This is a genomic window from Rhodococcus sp. JCM 9793, assembly GCF_055380405.1.
In genome coordinates this window covers 5,007,949-5,022,744 of the sequence record NZ_AP043721.1, presented here as the reverse complement: position 1 = coordinate 5,022,744, position 14,796 = coordinate 5,007,949, and the positions used below count along the sequence as shown (strand labels likewise).

Sequence of the window (14,796 nt, the reverse complement as noted above, 5' to 3'; positions counted from 1 at the left end):
TACAGCCCTGTATCCGAACTGGAGCATCCACATGGACACAGCAGTACACTCCGTCGACGCGAAACTGCCGTTCTTCCGGCAGTTCGCATTCGGACTCCAGCACGTCCTGATCATGTATACCGGGTGCGTCACCGTGCCACTCGTGTTCGGTGCCGCAGTCGGACTCGACCGCGACACCATCGCGATGCTCATCAGCGCCGACCTGCTGATCGCCGGCCTCATCACCGTCATTCAGAGCCTTGGCATCGGCAAGCTCGTCGGGGTTCGGATGCCCATCATCTGCGGCGCCACCTTCGCGGGGCTGACCCCGATGATCCTCATTGCGAACCAATACGGACTGCAGGCCGTGTACGGCTCGATGCTCGTCGGCGGCATCGTGGGTCTCGCACTGGCATGGCCGTTCGCCAAGCTCGTCAGGTTCTTTCCGCCGCTCGTCACCGGCGCGGTGCTCACCGTAGTGGGTATCTCGCTCATCGGTGTCGCGGGTGGACTCATCGTCGGCAACGACCCCTCGTCACCGGACTTCGCGTCACCCACGAACATCATGCTGGCTGTTGTGGTGATCGCCGTAGCGGTCGGCTTCCTGTGCCTCGGCCGTGGGATCTGGTCGCAGCTCGGGGTGCTGATCGCCCTTCTTGCCGGTACCGCACTCGCTTTCCCGTTGGGCATGATCGACGTCGGTGGGGTCGCGGACGCCGCGTGGCTGGGGTTGCCCACCCCGTTCCACTTCGGTGCACCGGAGTTCCCCGTCACCGCGGTTGTCGCCATGAGCATCGTCATGGCGGTCGTGTTCGCCGAATCCACCGCGAGCATGCTCGCATTGAGCGAGATCACAGGGAAGCGGTTGAGCAAGGCCGACATCGCTCGTGGACTCGCCGGCGACGGCCTCTCCGCCATACTCGGCGGGATCTTCAATGCCTTCGTCGATACGGTCTTCAACCAGAACGTCGGCGCCGTTGCCACCACTCGCGTTCACAGCCGATACGTCACCGCCACCTCCGGTGTGATCCTCATCGTTCTCGGCGTACTGCCCAAGGCCAGTTCGGTCGTCGCGGCTCTGCCGCAGCCGGTGATCGGCGGTGTCGGCCTCATCCTGTTCGCGACGGTGGCTCTGGTCGGCATCGAGACGTTGCGCAAGGTCGACATGTCGGACCGGATCAACTCCACCATCGCGGCCGTCGCGGTGGGTGTCGGTCTGCTGCCCGAGTTCGCCGAAGGACTGTTCGATCACTTCGCATCGTCCGCGCAGATCATTCTGGGTAGCGGGATCACGCTCGCAGCGATCACGGCATTCTCGCTGAACCTGCTGTTCAATCACACCCGGCTCGGAACGTCGGCCCGCGCCGCCGTTCGTCGCGATACCCCCGTCCCCTCGCCCGAATCCCCTTCCAGGACCGGAGTTGCCAATGAACCCGCACACATCTGACACCTTCGATGTGCCCGCCGTCGACATCGGCCCGTACGTGTGTGCCGGTAGCGATGCCGATCGCATCCGGGTGGCCCGCGAGATCGACGATGCCTGTACGCGAGTCGGATTCGTTCAAATCTTCGGGCACGGAATCCCGGACGACGTACTCGACGGACTGGCCGGCGCAGTCGACGACTTCTTCGGCCTGTCGCTCGACGAGAAGAAGCAGTATCGGGTCGAGGGCGCCAACCGAGGCTACAGCCCACCCAAGAGCGAAGCGCTGAGTCTGAGCCTCGGCGTGGAGTCCGCAAGCAAGATGAACGACTTCTTCGAAGCGTTCAACGTCGGCACCGAGGCGCGGTCGTTCGCCGACCTCGACCTGTCGGAGGACGACTACGGCCTCAATCTGTGGCCGGAGGTCGCCGGCTTCCAGGATCGGGTGCAGGCCTATTACACCGAGGCGTCCCGGGTCGCCGGGACTCTCACGCATATCTTCTCTGATGCGCTCGGCCAGGAACCGGATTACTTTGCACGGCTGACCGACCACTCGATCGACGTGCTGAGGATGAACAACTACGCACTGCCCGAAGGCACCGTGACTCTCGACGGGGACCTCACCGGCATGGGCGAACACACAGACTTCGGTCTGGTGACCGTCCTGTGGGCCGACCGCGTCGCGGGGCTGCAGGTTCTCGACGGCGCTGGTGTGTGGCACGACGTCGTACCGAAGCCGGGCGCGTTGCTCGTCAACCTCGGCGACCTCACCGCCCGCATCACCAACGACCGTTGGATGTCCACCCTGCACCGGGTCAAGCCGCCCATTGTGGACGGCGCGATCCAGCGGCGACGCTCGGTGGCGTTCTTCCACGACGGCAACGTCGACGCGGTCATCTCCACGTTGCCGGAGTTCGTCGACGACGAATGCTACGAGCCGATCACCGTGCGCGACCACATCGAAGCGAAGCTCGCGGGATCGCGTCAGGGCAAGGCGAACACCAAGGCCGCCAGAGAAGCCGCCCGGGTTCTGGCTGCGGCAGGCAAGCGGTGAGCCACGTTGTCCTGGTGCACGGTGCCTGGGCGGGTAGCTGGGTGTGGGACACGATCCTCACCCCGCTGCGCGCAGCCGGACATACGCCTCATCCCTTGTCGTTGCCCGGTGTCGGGGGGTGGGGCGAAGACGATGTCACGCTCGATGACGTCGCCGGCGTGGTTGCCGACTACGTGATCGAGCTCGACAAGGACGTGGTTCTCGTCGGGCACTCCGGCGGCGGCATCGTCGTGACGCAGGTGGCGGAGATGCTGACCGACCGCGTGACCGGTGTCGCGTACGTCGCGGGCATGATGCTGCCGTCCGATGTCGATTTCGGGATGCTGTGCAGCGGGATGGGACTTCTTCCGCCTGTGGGTATCTCCGCGTGGATCGAGCCCACACCGGATGGACGCGGCACCGTCGTCCCGCCGGAAGCGGGTGCGGCGGTGTTCTTCCACGAGGCGAGCGCTGCCGACGCCATCGGCGCTGCACGCCGGCTCGTCCCGCAACTCGAAACCGCACGGCTCATGGCGCCGACCTGGTCGGCCGAACGTTTCGGGACCGTGCCGCGCCTGTACATCGAAGCAGCGCTGGACCGTTCGGTCCCGATCGCAACCCAGAGGGAGATGTGGCGGCTCACACCCGGTGCGTCCGTCGTGACTCTCGAGTCGGACCATGCGCCGCAGCTGTCTGCCTCCGATGAGCTTGCTGCAGAGCTTGTTCGGTGGCTTTCCTCGCTCGTATAGCAACCAAGAAAGTTCCCCCTGTCGCAAGGCTTTCCGTTGGTTCAGAACCAACGGAAAGCCGAGCAACGGGAGGAAACTTCATCTACTCTCCGCCCTTGTACTCCACCTCGTACTCACCGGACTTGATCTTCTCGCGGTACTCGTCGAAGAGTGCCATCGCTTCGGGTGAGATGCGGTCGGCGAACACCGGGTTGATCACGACGTCGACGCCGCCCTCAGCGAAGTCCACCTCGTAGTACTTCGCGGGATCGATATCGCCCGCTTCGACGTCGGTGATCATCGCGCGAAGCACCTCGTCGAGATTCCACACGATGGACGACACGACGCTCTCGGGAGCGAGCGGAGTCTGGTCCATGGCGTATCCCGCGACGTAGACACCTCGCTGCTTGGCGCCTTCGATGGTGGCCGCGTCGACGCCGCACGTGGTGAACTGGTCGGCGCCCTGGTCGACGAGGGCGTTGACGGCTTCGACGGTCTGGGCTGCGGCATCGGACCATCCGCCGATGTATGCGGGCTTGAGCTGGATCTCGCCTTCGCCCTGATAGGTCAGCCGCGCGCCGTCGGCGAACGATTCGATCTGGGCTTTGCACACTGGGATCTCGAAACCGGCGGTGCCGGCGAGGATACCCGATTCAGTGAGATCACCGGCGAGGATGCCGGAAAGGAAGGCGCCCTCGTAGAACGGCTGGCTGTAGTCCGCCAGGTTCTCGGTGATGTCCCCGAAACCTCCCGCATACGCAAACAGTACGTCCGGATAGTCTGCGATGATGCCCTTGATGGGTTCGCCGTAGTTGAACGAGTGACCGACGATGAGCTGATTACCGTCCTCGGCGAGGTCGGTGACGATCTGCGCGATCTGCTCGGACGTCGCACCCGAGTCCTGCTGGACCACGGTAAGATCCAAAAGCCCTTCGGCTTCGAGCTTCTCGGCGCCCTCGACCATGCCCTGATTCCAGCCCAGATCGTTCACGGGGCCCGACGTGACGATTGCCGCCTTGACGACACCGTCGGACGAGACCGACGAATTGCCGCCGGAATCGGAACTCGAACATCCTGTGACGGCCACGCCGACGACAGCTGCTGCGGCGATGGCGGTACCCAGTTTCTTCACGGATTCTCCTAGAGGGGGCACGACGGATTCGACGGTGTGAATCCTGTTGACGAAAAATTCATTTGGCAGGGACGAAGGGGACTCCGAGTGCCTTCGGGGCATTGCCGCGGGCAAACCACACAGTGGTCCCCACGACGGCGATCAACGTCACCAGGTACGGCATCGCCTGGAACAATTCGTAGGGGATCGATGTGGATTGCCCGCCCGAGGCCGCCTGCACCCGCAGCTGGAATGCATCGACGAGACCGAACATGAAGCCACCGGCCATGGCGCCGAGCGGATTCCAACGGGCCAGGATCACGACCCCGAGTGCGATCCAGCCGCGACCCCCGGTGATGCCGTCCTGGAAGAAGCGCAGGCCGTCGACGACCAGGGCACCGGCCATGCCGGCTGCTGCGCCGGAGATCAGCAGCGTGATCCAGCGCGTACGTGTAACGGAGATACCGACCGAGTCGGCGGCATCGGGGCTCTCACCTGCCGCACGCACCGAGAGGCCGAACGCGGTGCGGGAGAGCAGCCACCACAGTGCGACGACCAGCAGGAGCGCGATGTGCACGAGCGGGGATTGTGAGAAAAGGATCGGGCCGAGGACGGGAATGTCGGACAGTACGGGCAGATCGAGCGGTGTGGTGCCCTCGATGCGCGGCGGCGTACCGGTGATGCCGAACACCTGGAGATACAGGAAGGCTGCGAGGCCCGAACCGAGAATCACCACAGAAATGCCGGTGATGATCTGGTCGATCGCCATCGTGATGGTCAGGTATCCGACGAGCACCGCAGTGAGGAGGCCGGCCGCCGCGCCGGCGACGGCTCCGAGCATCGGTTGTTCGGTGTAGTAAGTGGTGATGAAGGCCGCGACTGCCCCTATCATCATCTGTCCCTCGATACCGAGGTTCATCAGGCCGGAACGTTCGGCCAGGCAGGCTCCGGCCGCAGCAAGAATGATGGGGGCGGCCAGACGCAGTGCTGCGGTGAGCAGCGGGATGAGCGCACCTGCGCCCATGACCTCGGACCAGTTCATCGGGCACGCTCCACAATTCTGTTGGCTAGCAGCACCGTCACGATCATCACGGCCTGCACGACGGTGCCGATGGACGCCGGAATCTCCTGGGTTCGCTGCACGGCCTGGCTGCCGAGAGTGAGCCCCGAGACCAGCGCCGCCGCGAGGACGATGCCGAAGGGATTGCGACGGCCGAGCAGCGCCACGACGATCGCGGTGAATCCGATACCCGACGACACCGCCAGCGACAGACGGAACTCGCTGCCGAGCAGCATGATTGCCCCTGCGATACCGCCGAGCGCACCGCTGACCAATGCGGAGGTGACGATGATCCGGGAGACGGGGATGCCGTTGGCTGCGGCGACAGAGGGACTTTCACCGACCACCTGCGACGCGAACCCGAACCGCGTCGAGCGCATGAGCCACCACACGAGCGGCACCGCGGCGATGGCCACGAACACGCCGACGTGGATGCGGGTGCCGGGAATGGTCGCGAGCATCGCCCAATCGGGGATGCGTTCGGACTCCGGGGTGAATCCGTTCGGATTGGCGAGTGGTTTCCGTACCGCCCACGCGAGGCCGTAGAAGACCAGGTAGTTGAGCATGAGCGCGGAGATGATCTCGTTCACGCCGAGCCGCGCCTTCAGGATTCCGGCGATGCCACCGATGAACGCGCCCGCGGCTGCCGCGAGGACGGCGACGACGGGGATCGCGACCCAGCCCGAGTTGAGCGGGACAGTGAGTACCACCGCCGCGGCGGTGATCGCACCGACGTCGTAGTGACCTTGAGCGCCGATGGTGATGAACCCGGTGCGGTACGCGATCGCGTATCCGAGACCGATCAGCACGAGGGGAGTCATCCCCGTCAGCAGGCGGCCGAGCTGCGTGTCACCGCCGAGTGCGGCATCGAGCATCGTCGCGTAGGCGTCGATCGGATTCCCGCCCGCGAGAAGGATGAGGACGGCGCCGACGGAAAGACCGGCCGCCACGGCGAGTAGCGGGACCGTGGCCGAGGCGGCGAGGCGCTTGGGGCGCGATGTCGTCGCGGGGTCGGTGACCGGGGACGATCCCGGGGGCGTGAGAGTGGCGGTCACGCAGCAGCCTCCTGGAAGCCGCCCATCGCTGAGCCGATGGCCTCGCGATCGAACGGGCCTTCGTCGAACTCGGCGACGATGCGCCCGCGGTAGAGGACGACGACGCGGTCGGCGAGACTGCAGACCTCGTCGAGGTCCGAGGAGATCAGGAGGATCGCGGCGCCGCGGGAGCGGTGTTCCACGAGGGTGTCCCACACGAATTCGGTGGCGCCGATGTCGAGGCCTCGGGTGGGCTGCGCGACAACGAGGACGTCCGGTTCGCCGTCGAGGACCCGACCGAGCACGACGCGCTGGGCGTGACCGCCGGACAGTGTTCCGGCGAGGGTGCGCGGGCCCGGGGCCTTCACCGACAGTGCCGCGATGATTCGCTCGGCGCGTTGTCGAATCGCGTTGCGCGACACACGGCCCCACCGCTGCGCTACAGGGGGTGTGGTGTAGCTGTCGATGGCGAGGTTGGTGTCGATGCCGAGTGACCTGACCAGCCCGCGGGTGTAGCGGTCGGCGGGCACGATGCCGACACCGGCCTCCCGGAGGTCGCGCGGGCTCGACGTGTCGATCTCACGCTCGTCGATGCACACTGCTCCGGACGAGTCGGCGGCAAGGCCGGAGAGCGCATCCTCGAGGGCGGACTGGCCGTTGCCTTCGACCCCCGCAACTGCGACGAGCTCGCCTGCACGTACTCGCAGATTCACCTCGTCGAGCCGGCCGGGCACCGACACGCTCACGAGTTCGAGCATGCGGTGACCCGCCGGCTCGGTGGCCGCTCGGCGGATTCCGAGCCCGACATCGCGGCCCACCATGTCGCGGGCGAGTTCCGCGGTCGTGACGTCGGAGACGGGCTTCTCCGAGACGAGTGTGCCCCCGCGTAACACACCCACGCGGTCGGCAGCCTCGATGACCTCTTCGAGATGGTGCGTGATCAGCACGATTCCGACACCGAGATCGGTCGCGAGACGCCGTACCTGTGCGAGAAGTGAATGTATCTCTGCAGGTGCAAGATTCGCGGTCGGTTCGTCGAGGAGCAGGTAGCGGGCCCCCAGGTGCAGGGCCCTGAGGATCTCGACACGTTGCTGTTCGCCGACCGACAGCGTCTCGACGCGGGCGTCGGGCGTGCATGCGAGACCGGTGTCGCCGGCGAGCGCGGCGATCTCCTCTCCCATGCTGTGCAGGCGGCTCCGCCCGACGACGCCGCGCGAGCGCCCGAGCAGGAAGTTCTCGGCCACGGTCATACTTGGTACGAGCATGAAGTGCTGGTGAACCATGGCGATGCGGTCTCGCCCGCCGTCGGCGAGGGGCAGGCCGTCGATGGTGATGTCGCCGGCATCCGGGGGGAGCAGGCCCGTGAGAATGCGCATCAGCGTGGACTTTCCGGCGCCGTTCTCACCGAGGAGTGCGTAGACCTCGCCGGGGCGGATGTGCAGCGACACGTCGCGCAGGACGACGTTCTCGCCGAACGAACGATGGATGCCGTACATGACGACTCCCTCGACACGGCCTGTGCTCTCGCTGTCGAGGGTGCCGGTGGTGCCGGCCGGGGATACTGCTGTCACCATGCGATGAGACCTTCCAGGTAATCGCTATTCGTTAAGTCGGAACTCTGCAGGTGCATAGTTGAGTAGCAATGACCGGATCGTGACGATTGTGTTTCGGACTTCGTGTACGGATGAATCGGAGGAGTGTTGTGCGGGAAGAGGATCGCGTCGCGCGAATCGGAGTTGCGATTCGTGCTGCGCGTAAGCGGGACGGTCTCAGTGCCAGGGGATTGGCGGAGCGGGCGGGCGTCAGTCAGGCGTTTCTCAGTCAGGTGGAGCGGGGGCTGAACGCTCCGTCGCTCGCGACCCTGTACAGGATCGCCGATGCGCTCGGGCGATCACCGTCGAGTTTCCTCGACCCCGCCCCCGACGCGGATGTCCTGGTTGTGCGCGCAGAAGGGCGCATTGCGCAGGCTGTGACCGGTACTCCGACCGCACCGGTGACGTGGCTGGCGCGCGGGAACGGCGCGATTTCCGAGGTCTATCAGTACCTCATCGGATCGGACGACGACGTCAGCGGCTGGTTCCGTCGTGCGGACGATCTCGTCGTGGTGGTGACAGGTGGCAGCCTCGAGGTGCAGGTACGGGACCGTGAACCGGTCGTTCTCGTCGAGGGGGATTGTTTGTTCGCTGCGGCAGGAACCGAGATGCAATGGGTCCACAGGGGTGACGAATCCGCCCGTGTCGTGCTGTGCGTGGGAGCGACACCCGAGCATTCGTAACGCGGATCTCACAGGAGTGAGACGAGACGGTAGCGCCGCAAGAATTAACTGATAGCGATCATTCGCCTCGTGTCTGGAGAACGCCATGGACTCGCTTCCCATCATCGATCTGCGCCCGCTACGCGACGGGGGTGACCCCCTCGCGGTTGCCGAGACTCTCGACGCGGCCTGCACCGACCTCGGATTCTTCGTCGTGACAGGGCACGGACTCGCTTCCGAGCTCCGCGCTGCGATGATGGAGCAGGCGCGACGGTTCTTTGCGCTGCCGGCGGACGAGAAGATGCAGATCTGGATCGGTAAGTCGACCTGCCACAGTGGATATGTTCCTCCCAAGGCCGAGACTCTCAATGCTGCACTCGGAGCGGACAGCAAGGAAGCGCTCGACATCACCATCGACCGCGGCCCTGACCATCCGGAAGTACTGGCAGGCACACCCCTGCACGGACCCGCGCAGTGGCCTGACTCGCTGATGCCCGAATTCAGGGGCCTCGCCGAGGAGTACTCGAAGGCCTGTCTCGATATCAATGCTCACCTGATGCGTGGACTTGCACTCGCCCTCGGCCTGGAGGTCGACACGTTCGAGCCGATGTTCACCGATCCCATTGCCTCGCTGCGGATGCTGCATTATCCGCCCGCCCCTGCCGGCGATCTCACGCCGGGCGCCGGTGCACACACGGACTACGGCTCGCTCACCCTGCTCGCGCAGGACGACATCGGCGGACTACAGGTGGCCGCCCGGGGAGGAGGATGGATCGACGTAGTCACCCCACCCGACGCCTTGATCGTCAACCTGGGAGACATGATCGCCCGGTGGACGAATCACCGCTACGTATCGACACGCCATCGGGTACTCAATCCGGTGGGTGCACATCGGTATTCGATCCCGTACTTCGTCGCCCCGGACTTCCACGCCGTGATCGAAGCGATACCGACCTGCGTCGAGCCCGGGGCAGAACCGATCCATCCTCCGATCGAAGCGGGTGAATACATGCTCTCGCGTTTCGATGCGACGCATGACTACCTCGAGGACAAACAGGTCTCGTAGAGAAGTGTCGCGACCTGGCGCGCGTGTCTCCGGCTCGGCCCGGGTGGGGCGACGGATCAGACCGTGAGGCAGACGGTCTTGGTCTCGAGATAGTTTTCCAGTCCCGCTGCACCGTTCTCGTAACCCCACCCGGATTCCTTGTGCCCGCCCTTGACCAACTCGGGAGAGAAATAGGAGTGGCAGTTGATCCACACGGTTCCGGCCCGGATCGCGTCGGAAACACGATACGCGCGTGAGAGGTTGGACGTCCATACGCTCGAGGCCAGGCCGTAGTCGGTGTCGTTGGCCCAGGCGATGACCTCCTCGGTGTCGTCGAACGGACTGACGGTGACGACGGGACCGAAGATCTCCTCACGCATCATCGGCAGCTCCGCGGCGGCATCGACGACGACGGTCGGCTCGTAGAAGCTGCCGATCTCACCCACCGCACGACCCCCGGCGACGACCGTCGCGCCACCGCGCACACCGTCGTCGACGTACGACGCCACGGTGTTGCGGTGCCGCCGGCTCACGAGTGGACCGAGGTCGGTGCCCTCGTCGAGCCCGTGGCCCAGACGAAGTGACCGGGCAGCGGTGGCCAGGCCGTCCACCACCTGTTCGTACACCGACCGTTCGGCGTAGACACGCGATCCGGCGACACACACCTGACCGCAGTTCGAGAAGATGCCCCGCGTGATACCGGGGACGGCCGTGTCGAGGTCGGCGTCGCCGAACACCAGAACGGGTGACTTTCCGCCGAGTTCGAGCGTCAGGCGCTTGAGGTTGCTCGCGCCGGATGCGGCCGTCAGGGCTCGCCCGGTCGCGGTGGAGCCCGTGAATGTCACCTTGTCGACATCCCGGTGGGACGCCAACCACGCGCCGACGGTGCCGTCACCGGTGAGAACCCCGACGACGCCCGGCGGTACTCCGACCTCGACCATGAGCTCACCGAGGCGCAGTGCAGTGAGCGAGGTGTCCTCGGCCGGTTTGAGGATGACAGCGCATCCCGCCGCGAGGGCCGGTGCGAGCTTCATCGCCGCCATGAGCATCGGCGAATTCCACGGGACGATCGCCGCGACCACACCGACCGGTTCGCGCACCGTTTGCGCGACCACCCGTTTCCCGGGTGGTTGGTAGGTGATCGACGGCGTGATCGTGGTGCCGGTGATCTTCGTCGCCCATCCGGCGTAGTACCGGAACTGTTCTGCTGCCGAAGGGATCTCCGCGAATCGGGACGTCGCCCACGACTTACCCTGGTCGAAGGTCTCCAATTCGGCAAGTTCGTCGGCATGGGCATCGATGGCGTCGGCGATCCGCCACAGCATCCGGGCGCGCGCGGCGGGTGTCCACGTTCGCCACTTCCCGTGCAGCGCGGCATGTGCCGCTGCGACCGCTGCGTCCACATCGTCGGGACCTGCAGAGGACAGTGTGGCGAGGACTGCGCCGGTGGCGGGATCGGAAGTCTCGAACGGAGCTCCCGCTCCGGCGATCCATCGTCCGTCGATGAGCAGGCGCTTGACGTTGCCGTCGAGGAAGGCGGCGCTGTGCCGCGGTGAGATGCCGGTGGTCATGGACGTGCTCCTGCGGTGTGGACGGGCCGGAACGGGAGGGCTCCCCATCGCAGCCCTTTGGCTTTGAGCCAGCGACGGTAGGTGACGGAGGACGCGTCCGCCCGGGTGGGGATCTCGTCACGGGGATCGAGTGGGAGCAGCAGCGGCCTCTGGTTCTCGACGATGATGCGGTCCTGCAGGAAGATCACCTGCTCGAACTGGGTCAGATCGGTGTGGGTCGAATCAGGATCGACGAGATACATCACCGGCTGTGCACGACACAACGTTTCCGTGATCGGCTGGATGAACAGCGCGATGGCATCGAGACGTGTCTCGTCGGAGGGTGAAATCCGGTACAGCATCACCTGATACGGATCCGGTACACGATAGGTCAGATGTGCGAAGGTGCCTTCCGACGCCGCGGACATCTGAGGCTGGAAGAACTTGCAGTCGGTGGCCCATACCTCATCGGTGTCCTTGCGGATTTCCCAGTTGTAACGGGCGACCTCGGTCGCGGCCTCACCGCCGAGGATCCCGGTGTGCACGAAGGGGAAGTGGGCCATGTCGAGGAAGTTCTCGACGACGCGGCCGGGAGACGATCGGAGTGTCACCCATCCGCACGCGACGTATCGGCGGTCGGCTTCATCGGCCTCGTCGATCGTGAAGACGTCGCGGACAGGTGCACCGAGTGTGGTCCACACGAATCCGAACTTCGTACGCACCGGCAGTTCGCGATCTGACGTGTGGACGACGGGATGGCCGTCCTGGTCGTGTCCGCAGGTGAGGTCGGCGCCGAGCAATGTGGTGGCGACAGTGGCGGCGTCGAGTTCGTTCTCGGCGCAGACCGGGTACCAGCGGTCGAGGACGACGGGGTCGTCGCACAGGGTGGTGGTCATGTGGGGCTCCTTTCGTGTCCGCTGATCAACGCGGCGGCGCGTTCTGCGAGAGCGATGACGGGTGCGTTCGTGTTGCACGACGGCAGTATCGGAATCACGGATGCGTCGACGACGCGCAGCCCGTCGACGCCGTGGACCCGTAGTTCGGGGTCGACGACCGCGTCGGGGCCGACACCCATCGCGCAGGTGCCGCCGACGTGGAAGAACGTCGAGCAGCTTGCCCGGACGAACACTTCCGCTTCGGCCCGGTCGAGTCGCCGATCGGGCGCAGCGGGTGCGTCGATCAGGCTACGCAATGCTGCGGTACCGGCGAGGTCGAAGATGCGATCGAGGCCGGAGACCAGGGCGTCGAGGTCACGTGGATCGGACAGATAGCGGGGGTCGATGTCGGGTGCGACCTCGGGGTCGGCAGAACGCAAGGACAGTCGCCCGACGCTGCGGGACCGCATGAGACCGGGGGAGATGGCGAAGATGTCACCGGCGACGTCGTACCGTTTCGTCACCTCGGGGGTTGCGTGCGGTCCCTGCACGATGAATGCGTGCAGATCCGGAAGATCCAGGGCCGGATCGGATCGCCAGTTCAGGATTGCTCCGCCGCCGTTGTCCCGCACCGGTCCGAGCGGACGACGGGACCGGAAGTTCACGCCCATCAGCAAGGGATGATCCTGAAGATTGCGTCCGACACCGGGAAGATCTGCGCGGACAGTGACGCCGTGCTCACCGAGGTGTTCAGGATCGCCGATGCCTGCGAGCAGCAGCAGATGTGGGCTGGTGATCGCGCCCGCGCACAGCAGTGTCTCGGCGTGCGCGCGGACCTCGACGACGCCGTCCGAGCGGTACCGCAGGCCGTGCGATCGGTACCGCACGCCGGTGCACCGCGTCCCGGCGAACACGAACTCGGTGACGGTCGCGCCGGTGCGGACCGTGAGATTCGGCCGGGCCCGCACCGGATCGAGGTAGGCGCGAGCGGTGCTGCCGCGATGCCTGTCATCGATGTTGAGGTTCGCGAGGGCGGCACCCTCGATGTCGGGTCCGTTGCAGTCGTCGAGCACCGCCATGCCGAGTTCGGCTGCGGCGTCCAGCAATCCGATGGCAACGGGGTGAGGATTCGGCGGCGTGGTGATGCGGATCGGGCCACCGGCGCCGCGCTCCGCGGTCGCACCGCCCTCCCAGTCCTCGGCGCGCCGGAAGTACGGGAGCAGCGACGCGTAGTTCCAGCCGCTCGCCCCCGCTGTCTCCCATGCGTCGTAGTCCGACGCGTGCCCGCGGTACCACAGCATCGCGTTGATGCTGCTCGAGCCGCCGAGCACGCGTCCCCGCGGAATCGGCACTTCGCGTCCGTCGAGCAGCGGGTTCGCGGTGAAGTGGTAGCCCCAGTCGTATTCGCCGCCGAGCAGAGAAGCCCAGGTTCCCGGCGTGTCCAGCGAGCCGATTCTTGCGTGGTCCGGTCCGGCCTCGAGGAGAAGCACAGTGACGTCGGGGTTCTCGGTGAGACGGGCCGCGAGGACGCACCCCGCTGACCCACCCCCGACGACGACGTAGTCGTAGCCGTCAGTTGTGTTCACTGGGACCCATGATCGTGATGTTCTCCGTCGCCTCCACGTGGCGGACGAAGATGTACTTGTCCTCGCGCCCGTCGCTGTGCTTGCGCTTGATGCCGGGCTGGACGATGCTCGAAACCTTCGCGACGAGCACATACGGTTCGTCTGCCGCGAGCCCGGCCACGCAGTGTTTTTCGAAATCATCGAGAGTCGTGGCCGTGTAGGACTTCTCCACGCCGGCTCCGCGCGCGATGGCAGCGATGTCCACATTGCCGTGAGCGGTGTGGGTGGGTGGCCCGCCGATCGACTGGTAGCACTCGTTGTCCCACACCACCGTGAAGAGGTTGTGGGGCCGCTCGTTGCCGAGTGTCGCGAGGATACCCAGGTTGAACAGCATTCCACCGTCGGTGTCGAGAGAGATGATCCGACGGTGGGGCAGGCCCACCGCGAGTCCGAATGCCTGCGGGGTGACGCAGCCGAGCTGCTGCTGGAACAGGCTTGCCTGTCGCATGTGCGGTGCGGCGTTGTACCACTCGTCGACGCTGGCACCCAGGGACAGGATCACCAGTTCGTTGTCGAGTAGGGCTGCGAGCGCCTGCATGCACTCGAATCGGGTCATGCGCATGGTGGTCATCGGACGAGTCCTCCTCCGAGGGCGATGGCGGAATGATGGTAGGCCGAGTAGGACCATTCGAATGCGTCGTGGATTGCTCGTTCTATCGCATCCTCTTCGCGGACGATGCGGTACGGGATACGCAGCGCATCGAGGATCGGCTCCATGGTGATGCCGTGTGGCACCGCCCACCAGTTGTTCTCGCCGAGTTCGCCGCGATAGCTCATGAGCATGATCACGGGGATCCCCGCACCGAGACCCATCCGGGCCAATGGTTCGACGGAGGCGCGGAGGCCCGAGTTCTCCATGATGAGCACGCCGCGTGTGCCGGACAGGAACATCCCACCGCAGATGGCGGCGCCTTCGCCTTCGTTGGTGACCTGGATGGTCCGGATGGTCGGATGCGCATCGAGCGCGGGGTACAGCTCTTTGAACAGGGAATCGGGGAGGTAACACACGGTGCTGACACCGGCCTTCTCGAGGCCGCGGATCACCGCGTCGACGGTCGACTGTTCCATGAGGATCCTTC

General features: G+C 65.5%; 14 protein-coding genes. 5 read left to right on the top strand and 9 right to left on the bottom strand.

Translation table 11 applies throughout. The features are described 5' to 3' along the window. Positions 1-31 precede the first annotated feature (31 nt). The 3 genes from ACZ46K_RS25215 to ACZ46K_RS25205 are packed head-to-tail and all read left to right on the top strand — an operon-like array spanning position 32 to position 3,184. Positions 32-1,426 (top strand): nucleobase:cation symporter-2 family protein, encoded by a 1,395-nt coding sequence (locus tag ACZ46K_RS25215; protein ID WP_054806021.1) that lies wholly within the window; start codon positions 32-34, stop codon positions 1,424-1,426. Next, a complete protein-coding gene (locus ACZ46K_RS25210; RefSeq protein WP_054806015.1) occupies positions 1,407-2,456 on the top strand; it encodes an isopenicillin N synthase family dioxygenase in 1,050 nt (349 codons plus the stop codon). The genes ACZ46K_RS25215 and ACZ46K_RS25210 overlap by 20 nt, the downstream gene beginning before the upstream one ends. Next, the gene (locus tag ACZ46K_RS25205) at positions 2,453-3,184 is read left to right on the top strand and encodes an alpha/beta fold hydrolase (protein WP_054810212.1); all 732 of its coding nucleotides are present in this window, start codon (positions 2,453-2,455) and stop codon (positions 3,182-3,184) included. Before ACZ46K_RS25210 ends, ACZ46K_RS25205 begins: the two co-directional genes overlap by 4 nt. An 82-nt stretch (positions 3,185-3,266) precedes the next feature. Here the strand turns inward: ACZ46K_RS25205 and ACZ46K_RS25200 are convergent, their stop codons facing one another. The 4 genes from ACZ46K_RS25200 to ACZ46K_RS25185 are packed head-to-tail and all read right to left on the bottom strand — an operon-like array spanning position 3,267 to position 7,942. After that, positions 3,267-4,295, bottom strand: a complete 1,029-nt coding sequence (locus ACZ46K_RS25200) for a BMP family protein (RefSeq protein WP_464745397.1) — start codon at positions 4,293-4,295, stop codon at positions 3,267-3,269. Between the two features lie 58 nt (positions 4,296-4,353). Then, the gene (locus ACZ46K_RS25195) at positions 4,354-5,316 is read right to left on the bottom strand and encodes an ABC transporter permease (RefSeq protein WP_464745395.1); all 963 of its coding nucleotides are present in this window, start codon (positions 5,314-5,316) and stop codon (positions 4,354-4,356) included. Then, on the bottom strand, positions 5,313-6,389 hold the full coding sequence (locus ACZ46K_RS25190) for an ABC transporter permease (protein ID WP_464745393.1): 1,077 nt from the start codon (positions 6,387-6,389) through the stop codon (positions 5,313-5,315). Before ACZ46K_RS25190 ends, ACZ46K_RS25195 begins: the two co-directional genes overlap by 4 nt. Beyond that, positions 6,386-7,942, bottom strand: coding sequence for an ABC transporter ATP-binding protein (locus ACZ46K_RS25185; protein WP_464745391.1), 1,557 nt, complete (start codon positions 7,940-7,942; stop codon positions 6,386-6,388). The genes ACZ46K_RS25190 and ACZ46K_RS25185 overlap by 4 nt, the downstream gene beginning before the upstream one ends. A gap of 128 nt (positions 7,943-8,070) precedes the next feature. On the opposite strand from ACZ46K_RS25185, the gene ACZ46K_RS25180 reads away from it, so the two are divergent. Together ACZ46K_RS25180 and ACZ46K_RS25175 are read left to right on the top strand one after the other, a co-directional pair. Further along, the gene (locus ACZ46K_RS25180) at positions 8,071-8,643 is read left to right on the top strand and encodes a helix-turn-helix domain-containing protein (protein WP_054807201.1); all 573 of its coding nucleotides are present in this window, start codon (positions 8,071-8,073) and stop codon (positions 8,641-8,643) included. Positions 8,644-8,728: 85 nt separating this feature from the next. After that, positions 8,729-9,688, top strand: a complete 960-nt coding sequence (locus ACZ46K_RS25175) for an isopenicillin N synthase family dioxygenase (RefSeq protein WP_464745389.1) — start codon at positions 8,729-8,731, stop codon at positions 9,686-9,688. Between the two features lie 56 nt (positions 9,689-9,744). Here the strand turns inward: ACZ46K_RS25175 and ACZ46K_RS25170 are convergent, their stop codons facing one another. From ACZ46K_RS25170 to ACZ46K_RS25150, 5 genes are read right to left on the bottom strand one after another with little or no spacing between them, the layout of a single operon-like run. Further along, the gene (locus ACZ46K_RS25170) at positions 9,745-11,238 is read right to left on the bottom strand and encodes an aldehyde dehydrogenase family protein (protein ID WP_464745387.1); all 1,494 of its coding nucleotides are present in this window, start codon (positions 11,236-11,238) and stop codon (positions 9,745-9,747) included. Further along, positions 11,235-12,113, bottom strand: coding sequence for a hypothetical protein (locus ACZ46K_RS25165; protein ID WP_054807202.1), 879 nt, complete (start codon positions 12,111-12,113; stop codon positions 11,235-11,237). Before ACZ46K_RS25165 ends, ACZ46K_RS25170 begins: the two co-directional genes overlap by 4 nt. Beyond that, a complete protein-coding gene (locus ACZ46K_RS25160) occupies positions 12,110-13,678 on the bottom strand; it encodes a GMC family oxidoreductase (RefSeq protein WP_464745385.1) in 1,569 nt (522 codons plus the stop codon). The genes ACZ46K_RS25165 and ACZ46K_RS25160 overlap by 4 nt, the downstream gene beginning before the upstream one ends. Continuing rightward, positions 13,665-14,288 (bottom strand): thiamine pyrophosphate-dependent enzyme, encoded by a 624-nt coding sequence (locus tag ACZ46K_RS25155; protein WP_464745383.1) that lies wholly within the window; start codon positions 14,286-14,288, stop codon positions 13,665-13,667. The genes ACZ46K_RS25160 and ACZ46K_RS25155 overlap by 14 nt, the downstream gene beginning before the upstream one ends. After that, positions 14,285-14,785, bottom strand: a complete 501-nt coding sequence (locus ACZ46K_RS25150; protein WP_054807350.1) for a thiamine pyrophosphate-binding protein — start codon at positions 14,783-14,785, stop codon at positions 14,285-14,287. The genes ACZ46K_RS25155 and ACZ46K_RS25150 overlap by 4 nt, the downstream gene beginning before the upstream one ends. Positions 14,786-14,796: the final 11 nt, after the last annotated feature.

What these genes read in the sequence shown, in the direction of transcription:
- ACZ46K_RS25215 (WP_054806021.1), top strand. Translation starts at nt 32, where the DNA reads ATGGACACAGCAGTACACTCCGTCGACGCGAAACTGCCGTTCTTCCGG.
- ACZ46K_RS25210 (WP_054806015.1), top strand. Translation starts at nt 1,407, where the DNA reads ATGAACCCGCACACATCTGACACCTTCGATGTGCCCGCCGTCGACATC.
- ACZ46K_RS25195 (WP_464745395.1), bottom strand. Translation starts at nt 5,316, where the DNA reads ATGAACTGGTCCGAGGTCATGGGCGCAGGTGCGCTCATCCCGCTGCTC.
- ACZ46K_RS25185 (WP_464745391.1), bottom strand. Translation starts at nt 7,942, where the DNA reads ATGGTGACAGCAGTATCCCCGGCCGGCACCACCGGCACCCTCGACAGC.
- ACZ46K_RS25175 (WP_464745389.1), top strand. Translation starts at nt 8,729, where the DNA reads ATGGACTCGCTTCCCATCATCGATCTGCGCCCGCTACGCGACGGGGGT.
- ACZ46K_RS25170 (WP_464745387.1), bottom strand. Translation starts at nt 11,238, where the DNA reads ATGACCACCGGCATCTCACCGCGGCACAGCGCCGCCTTCCTCGACGGC.
- ACZ46K_RS25165 (WP_054807202.1), bottom strand. Translation starts at nt 12,113, where the DNA reads ATGACCACCACCCTGTGCGACGACCCCGTCGTCCTCGACCGCTGGTAC.
- ACZ46K_RS25155 (WP_464745383.1), bottom strand. Translation starts at nt 14,288, where the DNA reads ATGACCACCATGCGCATGACCCGATTCGAGTGCATGCAGGCGCTCGCA.
- ACZ46K_RS25150 (WP_054807350.1), bottom strand. Translation starts at nt 14,785, where the DNA reads ATGGAACAGTCGACCGTCGACGCGGTGATCCGCGGCCTCGAGAAGGCC.